The 14782-nt window shown below is 74.3% G+C and carries 12 protein-coding genes and 1 pseudogene; 9 read left to right on the top strand and 4 right to left on the bottom strand.

Going from position 1 to position 14782, the window contains the following annotated elements; translation table 11 throughout:
* Positions 1 to 80: 80 nt before the first annotated feature.
* A complete protein-coding gene (locus AB0C02_RS17175) occupies positions 81 to 1100 on the top strand; it encodes a cobalamin biosynthesis protein (RefSeq protein WP_357549116.1) in 1020 nt (339 codons plus the stop codon).
* Positions 1097 to 2632: a cobyric acid synthase gene (locus AB0C02_RS17170; protein WP_357549115.1), complete on the top strand. Its 1536-nt coding sequence runs from the start codon at positions 1097 to 1099 to the stop codon at positions 2630 to 2632. The genes AB0C02_RS17175 and AB0C02_RS17170 overlap by 4 nt, the downstream gene beginning before the upstream one ends.
* Here the strand turns inward: AB0C02_RS17170 and AB0C02_RS17165 are convergent.
* Positions 2629 to 3030, bottom strand: coding sequence for a rhodanese-like domain-containing protein (locus AB0C02_RS17165; RefSeq protein ID WP_357549114.1), 402 nt, complete (start codon positions 3028 to 3030; stop codon positions 2629 to 2631). The two genes, AB0C02_RS17170 and AB0C02_RS17165, sit on opposite strands and share 4 nt — an antisense overlap.
* On the opposite strand from AB0C02_RS17165, the pseudogene AB0C02_RS17160 reads away from it, so the two are divergent.
* The 4 genes and pseudogenes from AB0C02_RS17160 (at position 2965) to AB0C02_RS17145 (ending at position 7218) form a co-directional block, all read left to right on the top strand.
* Positions 2965 to 3896 (top strand): annotated as a pseudogene (locus AB0C02_RS17160) (hypothetical protein). The gene AB0C02_RS17165 and the pseudogene AB0C02_RS17160 overlap by 66 nt on opposite strands.
* On the top strand, positions 3859 to 5211 hold the full coding sequence (locus AB0C02_RS17155) for a dipeptidase (protein WP_357549208.1): 1353 nt from the start codon (positions 3859 to 3861) through the stop codon (positions 5209 to 5211). The pseudogene AB0C02_RS17160 and the gene AB0C02_RS17155 overlap by 38 nt, the downstream one beginning before the upstream one ends.
* 78 nt (positions 5212 to 5289) lie before the next feature.
* Positions 5290 to 5496: a hypothetical protein gene (locus AB0C02_RS17150; protein WP_357549113.1), complete on the top strand. Its 207-nt coding sequence runs from the start codon at positions 5290 to 5292 to the stop codon at positions 5494 to 5496.
* A gap of 138 nt (positions 5497 to 5634) precedes the next feature.
* A complete protein-coding gene (locus tag AB0C02_RS17145) occupies positions 5635 to 7218 on the top strand; it encodes an ATP-dependent DNA ligase (RefSeq protein WP_357549207.1) in 1584 nt (527 codons plus the stop codon).
* Between the two features lie 87 nt (positions 7219 to 7305).
* On the opposite strand, the gene AB0C02_RS17140 is transcribed toward AB0C02_RS17145, so the two are convergent.
* The 3 genes from AB0C02_RS17140 to AB0C02_RS17130 form a co-directional block, all read right to left on the bottom strand.
* The gene (locus AB0C02_RS17140; RefSeq protein ID WP_357549112.1) at positions 7306 to 7905 is read right to left on the bottom strand and encodes a hypothetical protein; all 600 of its coding nucleotides are present in this window, start codon (positions 7903 to 7905) and stop codon (positions 7306 to 7308) included.
* 99 nt (positions 7906 to 8004) lie between these two features.
* The gene (locus AB0C02_RS17135) at positions 8005 to 8829 is read right to left on the bottom strand and encodes an SURF1 family protein (protein ID WP_357549111.1); all 825 of its coding nucleotides are present in this window, start codon (positions 8827 to 8829) and stop codon (positions 8005 to 8007) included.
* A 166-nt stretch (positions 8830 to 8995) separates the two neighbouring features.
* Entirely contained in the window at positions 8996 to 11131 is a 2136-nt protein-coding gene (locus AB0C02_RS17130; protein WP_357549110.1) for a transglycosylase domain-containing protein, read from the bottom strand.
* A gap of 133 nt (positions 11132 to 11264) precedes the next feature.
* On the opposite strand from AB0C02_RS17130, the gene cobC reads away from it, so the two are divergent.
* From cobC to cobA, 3 genes are read left to right on the top strand one after another with little or no spacing between them, the layout of a single operon-like run.
* Positions 11265 to 12398: an Rv2231c family pyridoxal phosphate-dependent protein CobC gene (gene cobC / locus AB0C02_RS17125; RefSeq protein ID WP_357549109.1), complete on the top strand. Its 1134-nt coding sequence runs from the start codon at positions 11265 to 11267 to the stop codon at positions 12396 to 12398.
* Positions 12395 to 13504 carry a nicotinate-nucleotide--dimethylbenzimidazole phosphoribosyltransferase gene (gene cobT, locus AB0C02_RS17120; protein WP_357549108.1) on the top strand — a complete coding sequence of 370 codons (1110 nt, stop codon included), beginning with the start codon at positions 12395 to 12397 and terminating at the stop codon, positions 13502 to 13504. The genes cobC and cobT overlap by 4 nt, the downstream gene beginning before the upstream one ends.
* 37 nt (positions 13505 to 13541) lie before the next feature.
* Positions 13542 to 14768, top strand: a complete 1227-nt coding sequence (gene cobA, locus AB0C02_RS17115) for a uroporphyrinogen-III C-methyltransferase (protein WP_357549107.1) — start codon at positions 13542 to 13544, stop codon at positions 14766 to 14768.
* Positions 14769 to 14782 lie beyond the last annotated feature (14 nt).

Raw genomic sequence — 14782 nt, 5'->3', positions numbered from 1 at the left:
GTGCTCAGGGGAGCGGGGTGGCGACGCCGACGTGGCCGCCCCGCCCGTACGACTAGGCTGGCCGGCCGGAGGTGGTGAGGGTGCGGCAGGCGACCGCCATGGCGAACGCTGCGGGACTGGTGACGGGTTACGCCCTGGATTCGCTCCTGGGCGATCCTCGCCGGTGGCACCCGGTGGCCGGCTTCGGTCGGGCGGCCGGGGCGCTGGAGCGACGGATCTACCGGCCGGATCGGTCGGCCGGAGCGGCGTTCACCGCGCTCGCCGTCGGTGCGCCGGTGCTGCTCGGCCTCGCCGCTACGCTCGCCACCCGGCGTCGGCCGCTGGCCCGCGCGGCGGTGGTGGCCGCCGGCACCTGGACCGTGCTGGGCGGTCGCACCCTGCGGCACGAGTCGACGGTGATGGCCCGGGCGCTGCGCGACGGTGACCTGCCCGCCGCCCGTCGCCGGCTCAACCATTTGTGTGGCCGGGACCCTTCGACGCTGGACGAGCCGGAACTGGCCCGCGCCACCGTCGAGTCGGTCGCCGAGAACACCTCCGACGCGGTCGTCGCACCGCTGGTCTGGGGTGCGGTCGCCGGGCTGCCCGGCCTGCTCGGCTACCGGGCGGCGAACACGCTCGACGCGATGGTCGGGCACCGTTCGCCCCGCTACGCCCGCTTCGGCACCCCGGCTGCCCGCCTGGACGACCTGCTCAACCTGGCACCGGCCCGGCTGACCGGGCTGCTCACCATCGCGGTCGCGCCGGCCGCGCCTGGCGACCGGAGCAGCGCCTGGCGGATCTGGCGCCGGGACCGCAACGACCACCCGAGCCCGAACGCCGGCCAGTGCGAGGCGGCGATGGCCGGCGCGCTCGGCGTACGGCTGGGCGGGCGCAACGTCTACTTCGGGCGTACCGAGACCCGGCCCTTCCTCGGCGACGGGCCCCGGCCCGAGGCACGGCACCTGCGGCGGGCGGCCCGGATCTCCGGCGCGGTCGGCCTGGCCGCGCTCGGTCTCGCCGTGGCCTACCCGCTGACCGCCGGTCGCCTGGTCAACGCCGCCGCCCGATCCGTGCTGCGGGGCGTGGGCAACGGCCTGGCGCGACGGGGGAGTGAGCGGTGAGCGGCGGGCTGCTGGTGGCCGGCACCACCTCCGACGCCGGCAAGAGCGTGCTCACCGCCGGCATCTGTCGCTGGCTGAGCCGCCGGGGCGTCCGGGTGGCGCCGTTCAAGGCGCAGAACATGTCCAACAACTCGGCCGTGGTGGTCGGCCCGGATGGGCGCGGCGGCGAGATCGGTCGGGCCCAGGCGATGCAGGCCGCCGCCTGCGGGATCGCCCCCGACCTGCGCTTCAACCCGGTGCTGCTCAAGCCGGGCAGCGATCACGCCAGCCAGGTGGTGCTGCTCGGCGAGGCCGTCGACACGGTCACCGCGGGCAACTACCGCCAACTGCGTCCCCGGCTCGCCGAGACCGCGTACGGGGCGTTGGCCGAGCTGCGGGCGGCGTACGACGTGGTGATCTGCGAGGGCGCCGGCAGCCCGGCCGAGATCAACCTGCGGGCCGGCGACTACGTGAACATGGGGCTGGCCCGGCATGCCGGGCTGCCCACCATCGTGGTCGGTGACATCGACCGGGGTGGCGTCTTCGCCTCGATGTTCGGCACCGTCGCCCTGCTCGACCCGGCCGATCAGGCCCTCGTCGCCGGCTTCGTGATCAACAAGTTCCGGGGCGACGTGGGGCTGCTCCAACCGGGGCTGGACATGCTGCACCGGGTGACCGGCCGGCCCACGTACGGGGTGCTGCCCTGGGAGCTGGATCTGTGGCTGGACGCCGAGGATTCGCTCGCGTACGGCCGGGTGCTCGGCCGGCCGGCGGCGCCCCGGGGCACCGACTGGCTCGACGTGGCCGTGGTCCGGCTGCCCCGGATCAGCAACGCCACCGACGTCGAGGCCTTGGCCACCGAGCCCGGGGTCCGGGTGCGGCTGACGATCGAGCCGGCCGAACTGGCCGCCGCCGACCTGGTGGTGCTGCCCGGCTCCAAGTCGACCGTGGCCGACCTGGCCTGGCTGCGGGAGACCGGCCTGGCCGACGCCGTCACGGCGCACGCCGCCGCCGGCCGGCCGCTGCTCGGCATCTGCGGCGGATTCCAGATGCTGGCCCGGGCCATCCACGACCCGGTGGAGAGCGGCCGGGGCAGCGTTCCCGGGCTGGGGCTGCTGCCCATCGAAATCACCTTCGACCCGCGTAAGACGGTCCGCCGCGCCACCGGCACCGCCGCCGGTGACGTCCCCGTCCAGGGCTACGAGATCCACCACGGGTACGTCTCCGCCGCCGACCCGGGCCTGTCGCCGCTGCTGCGGTACGCCGACGGCGTCGGCGAGGGAGCGCTGCTCGGTGCGGTGCACGGCACCCACTGGCACGGGGCCTTCGAGTCCGACGAGTTCCGCCGCCGGTTCCTCACCGAGGTTGCCCGACTGTCCGGGCGGACCGGCTTCAAGGTCGCCCCGGACACCGCGTTCGCCGCCGCCCGCGAGCGGACCCTGGACCTGCTGGGCGACCTGGTCGAGGAGCACCTGGACACCGAAGCCCTGTGGCGGCTGATCGAGTCCGGCCCACCGCCGGGCCTGCCGTTCATCCCGCCAGGCGCACCCTAGTAGCGGACGTCGGCGGGGCGGTCGGACATCGGCAGTCCCGACTCCCGCCAGCCCTGCACGCCCCCGATCATGTCGGTGGCTCGGCGCAGGCCGAGCGCCTGCAGGCCGGCCGCGGCCAGGCTGGAACTGTAGCCCTCGGCGCACACCAGCACGATCTGCCGGTCGTACCCGAGCGCCTCCGGAATGCGCCAGGCGCTGGCCGGGTCCAGCCGCCACTCCAGCACGTTCCGCTCGATGACGATTGCGCCGGGCAGTTCGCCCTGTGTGCGGCGCTGTGCCTCGGGACGCGTGTCGACCAGCAGGGCGCCCCCACGGACCGCCTCGACGGTCTCGTGCGGGGTGAGCCGGCGGAGCCCGGCCCTGGCCTGTTCCAGCAGGGCGTCGACGCCCGGACACATCACGTCATGGAGCACCACCCGATGATGCCGGTGTCGACGCCGGCCCACCCGCCGAACGGCCTGCTCAGCCGCAGGATCAAGCGGACGGGGGACCACCCACCAACCCCGCACCCGCCGGCACTAGCGTCTGGGCGGTGACAGTGGGGGTGGTTGAGGCGTACGTCGGGTTGGCCCGGCGGGTGCTCGCCGGTCCGGCGCGGTTGGGGCGTACCCGGCTGGTGGCGGTGGACGGGCCGAGCGGCGCGGGCAAGAGCCTCTTCGCGACGCGCCTCGCGGACGCCTTCGCCGGGTTGCCCGGCGGCGAGCGGCCACCGGTGGTCCGGACCGACGACCTGCTGGACGGCTGGGACGACCAGCTCACCTTCTGGCCCCGGCTGGAGCGGCAGGTGCTCGGGCCGGTACGCGCGGGCCGTCCCGGCGCGTACCGCCGGTACAGCTGGGTGCGGCGCTGCTTCCTGGACCGGGAGGTGCCGGTGCCGGCCGGGCCGGTGCTGATCATCGAGGGGATGAGCGCCGCGCGCGCCGCGATCCGGCCGGAGCTGACCCTGTCGGTCTTCGTCACCGCGCCGGCGGAGCTGCGGCTGGCCCGGGCACTCGCCCGCGACGGCGCGGAGATCCTGCCCGAGCTGCGCCGCTGGCACGCCGGCGAGCGGGCGCACTTCGCGGCCGACGACACCGAGGCCGTGGCGGATCTCGTGGTCGACGCCGCCCCCACCCTGCCGCACGCCCCCGACCACTACTACGTGCGCCGTCCCTGAGCTGGGCACGGACTCGGAAGGTGGGGCCCGGTAAGGCCGGCATACGATTCCGGTCATGACCACACCGATCATGTCCGAGTCCGAGGTGCGGGCCGCCGTCGAGCGTGAGCTGCCCGGAGTCCGCGCCGACCTGGAAAGCCTCGTCCGCATCCCGGGCATTGCCTTCGACGGCTTCGACCACTCGCACGTGGAGCGCTCCGCCGAGGCGGTGGCGGAGCTGCTGCGCGGCTGCGGCCTCGACACGAAGATCGTGCGCTCCGGCGGGCAGCCGGCGGTGATCGGAACGAAGCCAGCCCCGCCCGGCGCGCCCACCGTCCTGCTGTACGCCCACCACGACGTGCAACCGGTCGGCGACCTGACGCTGTGGGAGTCCGACCCGTTCGAGCCGGTGGAGCGGGACGGCCGCCTCTACGGCCGGGGTGCCGCCGACGACAAGGCCGGCATCATGGCGCACATCGCCGCGCTGCGCGCGTTCGGCGACCGGCTTCCGGTCGGTGTGGTCCTCTTCATCGAGGGCGAGGAGGAGTTCGGGTCGGACTCGCTGGAGCGGCTGCTCGCCGAGCACCGCGAGGAGTTGGCCTCGGACGTCATCGTGATCGCCGACTCGACCAACTGGGACGTCGGTGTGCCCGCGCTGACCACCTCGCTGCGCGGCGTTGTCAACTGCTTCGTGGAGGTGCGCACCCTCGACCACGCCGTGCACAGCGGCATGTTCGGCGGCGCCGTGCCGGACGCCCTCACCGCGCTGGTCAGGCTGCTCGCCACGCTGCACGACGACGCCGGTGACGTGACGGTCGAGGGGCTGATCGGCCGGGAGGGCGCGACCGTCGACTACCCCGAGGACCGGTTCCGCGCCGAGGCGGGGCTGGTCGAGGGTGGCGAGCTCTTCGGCACCGGCCGGATCACCGACCGGCTCTGGACCAAGCCGGCCCTCGCGGTGCTCGGCATCGACGCCCCGGCCACCGCCGAGGCGCCGAACGCGCTCGTCCCCTCGGCGAAGGCGAAGCTGAGCGTACGGCTGGCGCCGGGCGACGACCCGAAGAAGGCGTACGCCGCGCTCACCACCCACCTGGAGAAGCACGCTCCGTGGGGCGCGCAGGTGACGGTGACTTTCGAGCACGACGGCTTCCCCTGCGTCATCGACGCCACCGGGCCGATGTTCGCGGCGGCGCGGGCGGCCTTCCGGGGCGCCTGGGACGGCACCGACCCGGTCGACATCGGCGTGGGCGGCTCGATCCCGTTCATCGCCACCTTCCAGGAGATGTTCCCGGGGGCGGCGATCCTGGTGACCGGGGTGGAGGACCCGCACGCCCGGGCGCACGGGCCGAACGAGAGCCTGCACCTGGGCGAGTTCGCCCGGGTCTGCCTGGCCGAGGCGCTGCTGCTGGCCAAGGTCGCCGAGGCGGGCGCGAAGCCGGAGTGAGGTGGCGACACCGTAACTTCGGCACCAATGTCGGAGTTTGCGGTGTGTCGGGCGCCGGGCTGTTATAGCCTCTCGAACATGCGTACGAACAACGAGATGGCGCGGCTGCAGGCCGCCGTCAGTGCCCTGGGAGATGTTCACGTCTCCGCGTGGTCCGAGGACACGCTCAAGGATCAGCTCGGCGAGCTCTCGGCCACGCTGGTCACGCTCGACGCGCTGCTCAGCCGGGTTGCCGACGAGGTCCGCGCGCGCGGCCTGCGGATCGAGGAGCCGGTCTCGGCCTAGCCCCCGCCCCGCCCGCTCCCGCAGAACGCGGTTGATCAAGGAGTTCGCGTCTCGATGGAGATCGACTCCGACGCAAACTCCTTGATCAACGCTGTTGGGCCGGGGTGGGGCGGGGTGGGTGGGTGGTGGGAGGGGAGTGTGCGGTTCTTCGAGCTGGCGGTTACCTCCGCGGCGGTGGGGGCCACCAGCGGCCGGCGGGCCAAGGTGGAGTTGCTCGCCGCCGCGCTGCGGTCGCTCGACCCGGCCGAGGTTCCGGCGGGGGCCGGTTACCTCGCCGGTGAGCTGCGTCAGCGGCAGACCGGCGTGGGCTGGAACAGCCTGCGCGACCTGCCGCCGCCGGCCGTCGAGCCGACGCTGACCGTGGCCGGCGTCGACGCGGCCGTCACCGAGATTGCCGCCGTCGGCGGCGTCGGCTCGCAGGCCCGCCGCCGCGACCTGCTGCACCGGCTCTTCGCCGCGGCCACCGTCGAGGAGCAGCGGCTGCTGGTCGGCCTGTTCCGCGGCGAACTGCGCCAGGGTGCCCAGGCCGGCCTGCTCACCGACGCCGTGGCCCGGGCCGCCGAGGTGCCGGTGGCGGCGGTCCGGCGGGCCCTGCTGCTCGCCGGCGACCTGCGGGCGGTGGCGGTGGCGGCGCTCTCCGGCGGTGCGGCGGCGCTGGCCGGCTTCGGCCTCCAGGTGGGCCGTCCGCTGGCTCCGATGCTGGCGCAGAGCGCCCCGACGGTCGACGAGGCGCTCTCCGCCACCGGCGTCCCCGCGGTGGTCGACGTGAAGCTCGACGGCATCCGGATCCAGGTGCACCGGTCCGGCCAGGACATCGCGGTCTTCAGCCGCAGCCTCGACGACATCACCACCCGGCTGCCCGAGGTGGTGGCGGCCGTCCGCGCCCTGCCGGCCCGGGAACTGGTGCTCGACGGCGAAGCGATCGGGCTGGACGCCACCGGCCGCCCACTGCCCTTCCAGGAGACCGCCGGCCGGGCGGCCCGGCGCACCACCCCCAGCACCACCGGGGGTACGGCGGTGGCGCCCGCGGTGCTCGCCGCCGCCGAGCGCGCCGGCGGGACCGTGCTGACGCCGTACTTCTTCGACCTGCTGCACCTCGACGGCACGGATCTGATCGACCTGCCCGGCCGGGAGCGGTGGGCCGCGCTGGCCGGTGCGGTCGACCCGACGCTGCTGGTCGGCCGGATGGAGGTGGACGGCCCGGAGCAGGCCGGGGCCGCTTTCGCGGCGGCGATCGAAGCCGGCCAGGAGGGGGTGGTGGTGAAGGACCCGGCCGCCCCCTACGAGGCCGGCCGGCGCGGCGCGGCCTGGGTCAAGGTCAAGCCTCGGCACACCCTGGACCTGGTCGTGCTGGCCGTCGAGTGGGGTAGCGGCCGGCGGCAGGGCTGGCTCTCCAACCTGCACCTCGGTGCCCGCGATCCCGGTACGGGAGAGTTCGTCATGCTGGGCAAGACGTTCAAGGGGCTCAGCGACGAGGTGCTGCGCTGGCAGACCGAGCGGTTTCTCGACCTGGCCGTGGAAAGGGGCGACTGGGTGGTCCGGGTCCGCCCTGAGCAGGTGGTCGAGATCGCGTTCGACGGGGTGCAGACGAGCAGCCGCTACCCGGGCGGCATGGCGCTGCGCTTCGCCCGGGTGGTGCGCTACCGGGACGACAAGACCGCCGCCGAGGCCGACACCATCGACGCCGTACGCGCCATCCACGCCGGCCGCGCCGCGGGCTGAGTCCGTGCCGCCGGTTGAGTCCGGGGCGCTGGCTGATTCCGGGGCGCTGGAGGCGGACACGGGGACCGCCTCCGGCGCCCCGGGCGGTCAGCCGACCGACAGCGACCGGGCGTAGTTGACCTGATTGTTGATCTGCTGGACCTGGAACTGGTCGGCCACCGGGATCCGGGCCACGTACTGGTGGCCGCCGTTGGTCACCGTGATCTGCACGGTCCCGTGATGCCGGGTCTCCTTGATCAGCAGGAAGAGCAGACTGAACACGGTCAGGCAGAAGAAGCCGAGAATGGCGCAGACCAGCGCCCAGGTCGCCACCTTCTCCTCCTTCTGCCAGTAGTCGACCACGTGCCAGGAGGCGCCGGCGAGCGGCAGCATGCCGGCCGGCGTACGGATCACCGGCGGCGCCACCATGATCTCGCCGATCTGCACGGCCACCACGGACTGCGCGGGCGGCAGCGGGCCCGCCGGCGGGTACGGCCCGGGCCAGGTCACCGGCATGCCGGGCTGTGGTGCCGGTGGCACGGAGAACTGGGCGGTCACCGGCACGTCGGACTGTGGTGCCGGTGGCACCGAAAACCGCTCGGTGGGCGGCGCGTCGGCGGGCGGCAGGCCGGTCCACGGGTCGTACGCCGGGTGCGGCTGGGCCGGCGGCTCCGCGGGCGGCGGAGGCGGCGTGGGATCAGAGGTCACCGGGACCCCTCACGGTTGCTGACCATGGCCGGGACCCTACCCGCGATCACGGTGCCCCGGGTGCCCGCTGCACCCGCCCGCGGCTGGCCCGGGGGCCGGTCAGGCCGAGGCGCTGGGGGCCGGCTCGGCGGCCCGGTCGACGGGCGTGCGTGGCTTGTCCAGGCCGGCCGCCTGCCGCGCCTCCCGGCGCGCCACCCAGGCGTAGCCGACGAGGCTCATGCCGGCGAAGAGCCACCACTGGACCACGTAACCGAAGTTTTGCCAGTTGTTGGTGTGCCCGATCGCGACCGCCTGGAACGCCGGGTCGGCGGCGGGTGTCTGCTGGTCGAGCAGCAGATAGCCGCCGGCCACCGGGTACGGCAGCTCGCTGGCGATGCGGGGGATGTTGATCCGCCGGCTCTCCAGCTTGCCGTTGCGGCGCTCGACCGTGCCGCCGCCGCTCTCGCTGAACACCACCCGGCCGGTGACCGTCACGTCGCCGGTCGGCGCGGCGGGCACCGGCGGCTGGACGGTGGCGGCACCGCCCGGTACGGGCGGGATCCAGCCCCGGTCGACCAGCACGGCGGTGCCGTCGGCGAGGACCAGCGGGGTGAGCACCTCGTAGCCCACCTCGGTGTCGAGCGTCCGGCCACGGACCAGCACGAGGTTGGCGGTGTCGTACCGGCCGGTGGCGGTGGCCATGCTCCAGGTGACCCGCTCGGCCGGGGCCGGGCCGGTGCTGCCGGGGCCGCCGGTCGGGGCCGGCAGGGCGTCGCGCAGCGGTGCGGGGGTCATGGTGGCGCCGGCGTCGATCCGCTCATTGACCGCCGTACGGCCGCGGTAGCGGTCCAGCTGCCAGTTGCCGAGGAACACCATCACCGCGGCGGCGACCAAGGTCAGCGCGAGATAGCCCAGCCAGCGCGGGGTCAGCAGGAACCGATACACGTTTGCCAAGGCTACCCGTACGTGCGAGGGCACTGACCTGGGCCGGGCGGAATCGCCGATCGGCGGCCCGGGGCACCGACGAGATGCGATCAAGAGGTTCGCGGCGGGTGCCGCGAACCTCTTGATCCACTGGCCCGGGCGCAACCCCCGGGGGCCGGCCGCCGGTTCAGCCGACGATCTGGTCGGACGGCGGGGTGAACTGGCGGACCGGCTGGTTTTTCAGCGCGTCGCGCAGGGTCATCGCCACCGCGTCGACGGGCACCTGGGACAGCCCGTCACCCACCGCGTTGAACGGGTTGTCCGGGTCGGCGATGAAGCTCGCCGCGGCCAGCTCCGGCGTGTAGCCGGCGAACCAGGCGGATCGGGTGCTGTCGGTGGTACCCGTCTTGCCGGCGACGGGGCGGCCGACCGTACCCCGGACGCTGTCGGCGGTGGACCAGCCGCCACAGCTGCCCTTGGCCGGGGTGTCGCCGGTCGGGCAGCGGGCGGCGTCGGTGGCGGCCCGGGCCGCGTCCGCGCTGACCACCTGCCGGCAGCGCGGCTTGGCGACCTCCCGCTGCACCCCGCCGGCCGTGGTGTACATGGCCGGCGTGCCGTCCCGGTTCAGGATCGAGTTCACCGGGATGGCCTCGCAGTACCGGCCGTCCGCGGCCACGGCGGCGTACGCGTTCGCCACTTCCAGCGGGGTGGCGTCGGAGACGCCCAGGGTGAACGCGCCCCACTTGTTCGCCTGGTCCGGCGCGGCGTGCTCGCGGTCGACGTCGGTACGCCAGCGCAGCCCGAGCTGCTCGGCCAGGCGCACCCCCTTCTCCGCGCCGATCTTCTCCTCCAACTGCACGAAGAAGGTGTTCACCGACTTGCCGAAGCCGGACCACATGGTCTGCACACCGGTCATGGCGCCGCTGGCGTTGACCGGCGCCCACCCGTCGTAGATGGCCGACTGGTACTTGAACGGCGAGTTGATGGTGTCGGAGAGCTTCGTCCCGGAGTTGAGCGCGGCGAGCATCGTGAACATCTTGAACGTCGATCCGGCCTGGTAGCCGGGGAGTGTGCCCCCGCCGAGCAACGGCGCGACCGTGTTCGGATAGTTCGCCTTCACGTTCGGGTCGGCCTCCGGGTTGGAACTGTTCGGGTTCTCGGCCACGTCCAGTGAGTAGTTCCGGTTCACCGCCATCGCCTTGATCCGTCCGGTGCCCGGCTCGGCGACCACGATCCCGTTGGCGAACGGGCTGCCGGTGCCCTCCTTGGCGCCCACGTTCTTCTCCGCCGCCTCCTGGATCTTCGGGTCGAGGGCGAGCACGATCCGATAGCCGCCGCGGCGCAGCTTGTCCATCCGTTCCAGCCGGTTCTCCCCGAACGCGGGCTGGGAGCTCCACCAGTTCTTCAGGTAGTCGCAGTAGAAGCCCCAGGTCGCTTTGTACTTCTCCAGCATCGAGGCGCAGTCGTTCGGCGGGCTGGTCAACTTCAGCTGGATCGGCTCGGCCTTGGCCCCGGCGACGGCGTCCGGCGACATGTAGCCGAGGCGGGACATGTTGTCGAGCACGTAGTTGCGCCGGGCGGTGGCGTCCTTCTGGTCGGAGGTGATCGGGTCGTACTCCGACGGGGACTTGACCAGGCCGGCCAGGGTGGCCGCCTCGACCGGGGTGAGGGTGGCCGGGGTCTTGGAGAAGAAGATCTGCGCGGCCGCGTAGATCCCGTACGCCCGGTGGCCGAAGTAGGCCGAGTTCAGGTAGCGCTCCAGGATCTGTTCCTTGCTGAGCTGTTTCTCGATGTCCAGCGACATGCGCATCTCCTTGACCTTGCGCAGGCTGGTCTGCTGGGTGGCTTCCTGGACCTCCTTCGGTGTCTGCGCGCTGTCCCGTAGGGCCATCCGGACGTACTGCATGGTCAGCGTGGACGCGCCCTGGGACACGCCGCCGGAGCGGGAGTTGGCCACGAAGGCGCGGGCCACGCCCTTCGGGTCGACGCCGTGGTGCTGGTAGAAGCGGTTGTCCTCGGCGGCGACGATCGCCTGTTGGATGTTCGGCGACATGTCCTCGATCTTGGTGTACTGCCGGTACTCCTCGTAGAACATCGTCAGCACGGTCTTGCCGTCCGGCGCGTAGAGGTACGAGGTCTCGGCGGGTAGCGCGGTCTTCAGGATGTTCGTCTTCTGCTCCACTTCGTGCGCGGTGACCTTGGCCCCGAGGCCGGTGAGGGCGGCGAGTGGGTACGCCGCAGCGGCGACCACGATGCCGGCGATCAGCCCGGCGCGGAGGAGGGGAACGGCACGACCAGTGGAAGCAAGGGGTCGATTGCTCACGAGGCCAAGCTATGACATTTCCGATTCGGAAATGAGAAAAACTCGTAAACGGGCGATCAGAGCCTCGCCTGGTGACGCGACCCACGCCGGGATCCGCTGTCCCCGGCGGCGGCTTCCCGGCAGGATCGCGGACATGCGTGCACTGTCGACCGGAACGCCGGCCGCGACCGGGGTGCCGGCGGCGGCCGAACAGCCGACGTCGCGCAACCCACAACGGGAGCCCGACCTCGCGCACCACGGGGACGCCGAGGCGACCCCCGGGCTGGTCGACCTGGCGGTCAACGTCCGCCGCGCCCCGATGCCCGCCTGGCTGGCCGCGCCGCTGACGGCGGCCCTGGGCGAGCTGGCCGCGTACCCGGATCCCGGCCCGGCCCGGGCCGCCGTCGCCGCCCGGCACGGGCGTCCCCCGGAAGAGGTACTCCTCACCGCCGGCGCGGCCGAGGGCTTCGTCCTGATCGCCCGGGCGCTGCGCGACGCCCGGCGTCCGGTCGTGGTGCACCCGCAGTTCACCGAGCCCGAGGCCGCCCTGCGGGCCGCCGGGCACGCCGTCGACCGAGTGCTGCTCGACCCGGCCGACGACTTCCGGCTCGACCCGGCCCGGGTGCCCGCCGACGCCGACCTGGTGCTGGTCGGCAACCCGACCAACCCCACCTCCGTGCTGCACCCGGCCGGCGCGCTCGCCGCGCTGGCCCGCCCCGGTCGCGTGCTCGTGGTCGACGAGGCATTCGCCGACACCACCGGCGCTCCCGGCGTCGACGGCGAGCCCGAGTCCCTGGCGGCCCGCCGCGACCTGCCCGGCCTCGTGGTGGTCCGCAGCCTCACCAAGACCTGGGGGCTGGCCGGGCTGCGCATCGGCTACCTGCTCGGTGCGGCCCCGCTGCTCGCCCGGCTCGCCGCCGCCCAGCCGCTGTGGGCGGTCTCCACCCCGGCGCTCGCCGCCGCGACCGCCTGCGCGTCGCCGGTCGCCGTCGCCGCCGAGCGCGCCATCGCCGCCGAGCTCGCCGCCGACCGCGACCACCTGGTGGCCCGCCTGTCCGGCCTGCCCGGCGTACGCGTCGTCGGCCGCCCGGCGAGCGCGTTCGTGCTGGTTCACCGGCCCGGTGCCGCCGCCGTGCGGGAACGGCTGCGCGAGCGCGGTTGGGCGGTACGTCGGGGCGACACCTTCCCTGGGCTCGGCCCGGACTGGCTGCGGATCGCGGTGCGCGATCCGGCGACGACCGACGCGTTCGTCGGCGTGCTGGCGGAGATCCTGGAGGAAGAGGGATGAAGTTGGAGTCCACCGTGGCGGCGATCCGGCCGCTGGACGAGCCCGCGATGGCGGCGGCCCGCGACCTCCAGGGCCGGTTGACCAAGCCCGCCGGCTCCCTCGGCGCCCTGGAGCCCCTCTCCGTACGGCTCGCCGGGCTGGCCGGGGCCTGCCCCCCGCCGCTGCCCGAGTCGGCCGTGGTGGCCGTCTTCGCCGGTGACCACGGCGTGCACGCCCAGGGCGTCAGCCCCTGGCCGCAGGAGGTCACCGCCCAGATGATCGGCAACTTCCTGGCTGGCGGTGCGGTGGTCAACGCGTTCGCCCGGCAGGCCGGCGCCTCGGTCACCGTGGTCGACGTCGGGGTGGCCACCCCGCTCTCGGTCGACCCGGCGGCCGTCGTCGAACTCCCGGTCGACCCGGCGGCGTTCGTCAACGCGGCCGGCCCCCGCCTGGTCGCGGCGAACGTGCGGGCCGGCACGCGCGACATGACGGTCACCGCCGCGCTCACCCGGGACGAGGCCCGGGCGGCGGTGGAGACCGGCATCCGGGTCGCCGCCACGCTGGTCGACGGTGGGGCGGGCATCCTGCTGACCGGGGACATGGGCATCGGCAACACCACTCCGGCCGCCGCGCTGGTCGCCGCGTTCACCGGGGTCGACCCGGCCGAGGCGACCGGGCGGGGCACCGGGGTGGACGACGAGACGTACGCCCGGAAGGTCGGCGTCGTGCGGGCCGCGCTCGATCGGCACGCGCCCGACCCGGCCGATCCGCTCGGCGTGCTGGCCGCGGTCGGCGGGCTGGAGCACGCGGCGCTGGCCGGGCTGGTGCTGGGTGCCGCCGCCCGCCGGGTTCCGGTGCTGCTGGACGGGGTGATCGCGGTCAGCGGCGCGCTGGCCGCCGCCGCGTTCGCGCCGGACGCGGTCGGCGCGATGGTCGCCGGGCACCGCTCCGCCGAACCCGGGGCCACCGCCGCCCTCCGCCACCTCGGCCTCGATCCGCTGATCGACCTCGGGTTGTGCCTCGGTGAGGGGACCGGCGCGCTGCTCGCCCTGCCGGTCGTCACCGGCGCGGTCCGGGTGCTGCACGAGGTGGCCACCTTCGACTCGGCCGGGGTGGCCGAGAAGTGAGCGAGCGAACCATTCGGCTCAGCAGCGTGGCGGCGGCGTGAGCACCAACCCGTACCCGCTCGGGCTCCGGCTGGCCGGCCTGCGGGTGGTCGTGGTGGGCGGGGGAGCGGTGGCCACCCGACGGGTGCCGGCGCTGCTCGACGCCGGGGCGGACGTGCTGCTGGTCGCGCCGGAGCTGACTCCGGCGCTGCGGAGCCACGTCGACGCCGGCCGGCTGCGCTGGGAGCCGCGCCGGTTCGCACCAGCCGACCTTGACGGCGCCTGGCTGGTCCAGGTGGCCGTTGACGACCGGGCCGCCGCCGCCGAGGTCAGCGCCGCCGCCGCCGAGCGCCGGATCTTCTGCGTACGCGCCGACGACCGGGTGGCGGCCACCGCGTGGACCCCGGCCGTCACCCGGCACGGCCCGGTAACCGTCGCCGTGCTCGGTGGCGGCGACCCCCGCCGGTCGATGACCGTCCGCGACGCCATCCGCGCCCTGCTCGCAACGGAGGGCCCCCGGTTGACGTCTCCGACAGAGCAGGGGCGCCCTGTCAACACCGGCGGGCGCGTCGCGTTGGTCGGGGCGGGGCCAGGCGACCCGGAGCTGATCACCGTGAAGGGCTGGCGGCTGCTCACCGAGGCCGACGTGGTGGTCGCCGACCGTCTCGTCCCGGGGCTGCTCCTCGACGAGCTGCGCTCCGACGTCGAGCTGGTGGACGCCTCGAAGATCCCGTACGGGCCGTCTCGCGCCCAGGAGGAGATCAACCGGATCCTGGTGGAGCGGGCCCGGGCCGGCAAGGTCGTGGTCCGGCTCAAGGGCGGCGACCCGTACGTCTTCGGCCGCGGCGGCGAGGAGTTGCTGGCCTGCGCCGAGGCGGGCGTGCCGGTGACCGTGGTCCCCGGGGTGACCAGTGCGATCGCCGTGCCCGCGGTGGCCGGTGTCCCGGTCACCCATCGGGCGGTGGCGCACGAGTTCACGGTGGTCTCCGGGCACGTCGGGCCGGACTCGCCGGCCTCCCTCGTCCGTTGGGAGGCCCTCGCCGGCCTGCGCGGCACGCTGGTGATCCTGATGGGGCTGAAGAACCTCGCCGCGATCAGCGCGACCCTGGTCGCCCACGGCCGCCCGGCGGACACCTCGGCGGCGGTGGTCCAGGAGGGCACGACCAGCGGCCAGCGGGTGCTCCGCTCGACGCTGGGTGCGGTCGCCGCCGACGTGACGGCCGCGGGTCTCCGCCCGCCCGCGATCGTGGTGGTCGGCGACGTGGTTGGCGCCCTGGACAGCTGATCCGACGGCGGCCC

This window comes from Micromonospora sp. NPDC048999 (assembly GCF_040649295.1).
In the GTDB taxonomy this organism is placed as follows: Bacteria; Actinomycetota; Actinomycetes; order Mycobacteriales; family Micromonosporaceae; genus Micromonospora.
This window is presented reverse-complemented; position numbering and strand designations above follow the sequence as displayed.

Bases quoted from the DNA above. Each gene is read 5' to 3' on its own strand.
- AB0C02_RS17165 (WP_357549114.1), bottom strand. From the start codon at position 3,030: ATGTGTCCGGGCGTCGACGCCCTGCTGGAACAGGCCAGGGCCGGGCTC.
- AB0C02_RS17155 (WP_357549208.1), top strand. From the start codon at position 3,859: ATGTCCGAGTCCGAGGTGCGGGCCGCCGTCGAGCGTGAGCTGCCCGGA.
- AB0C02_RS17150 (WP_357549113.1), top strand. From the start codon at position 5,290: ATGCGTACGAACAACGAGATGGCGCGGCTGCAGGCCGCCGTCAGTGCC.
- cobC (WP_357549109.1), top strand. From the start codon at position 11,265: ATGCGTGCACTGTCGACCGGAACGCCGGCCGCGACCGGGGTGCCGGCG.
- cobT (WP_357549108.1), top strand. From the start codon at position 12,395: ATGAAGTTGGAGTCCACCGTGGCGGCGATCCGGCCGCTGGACGAGCCC.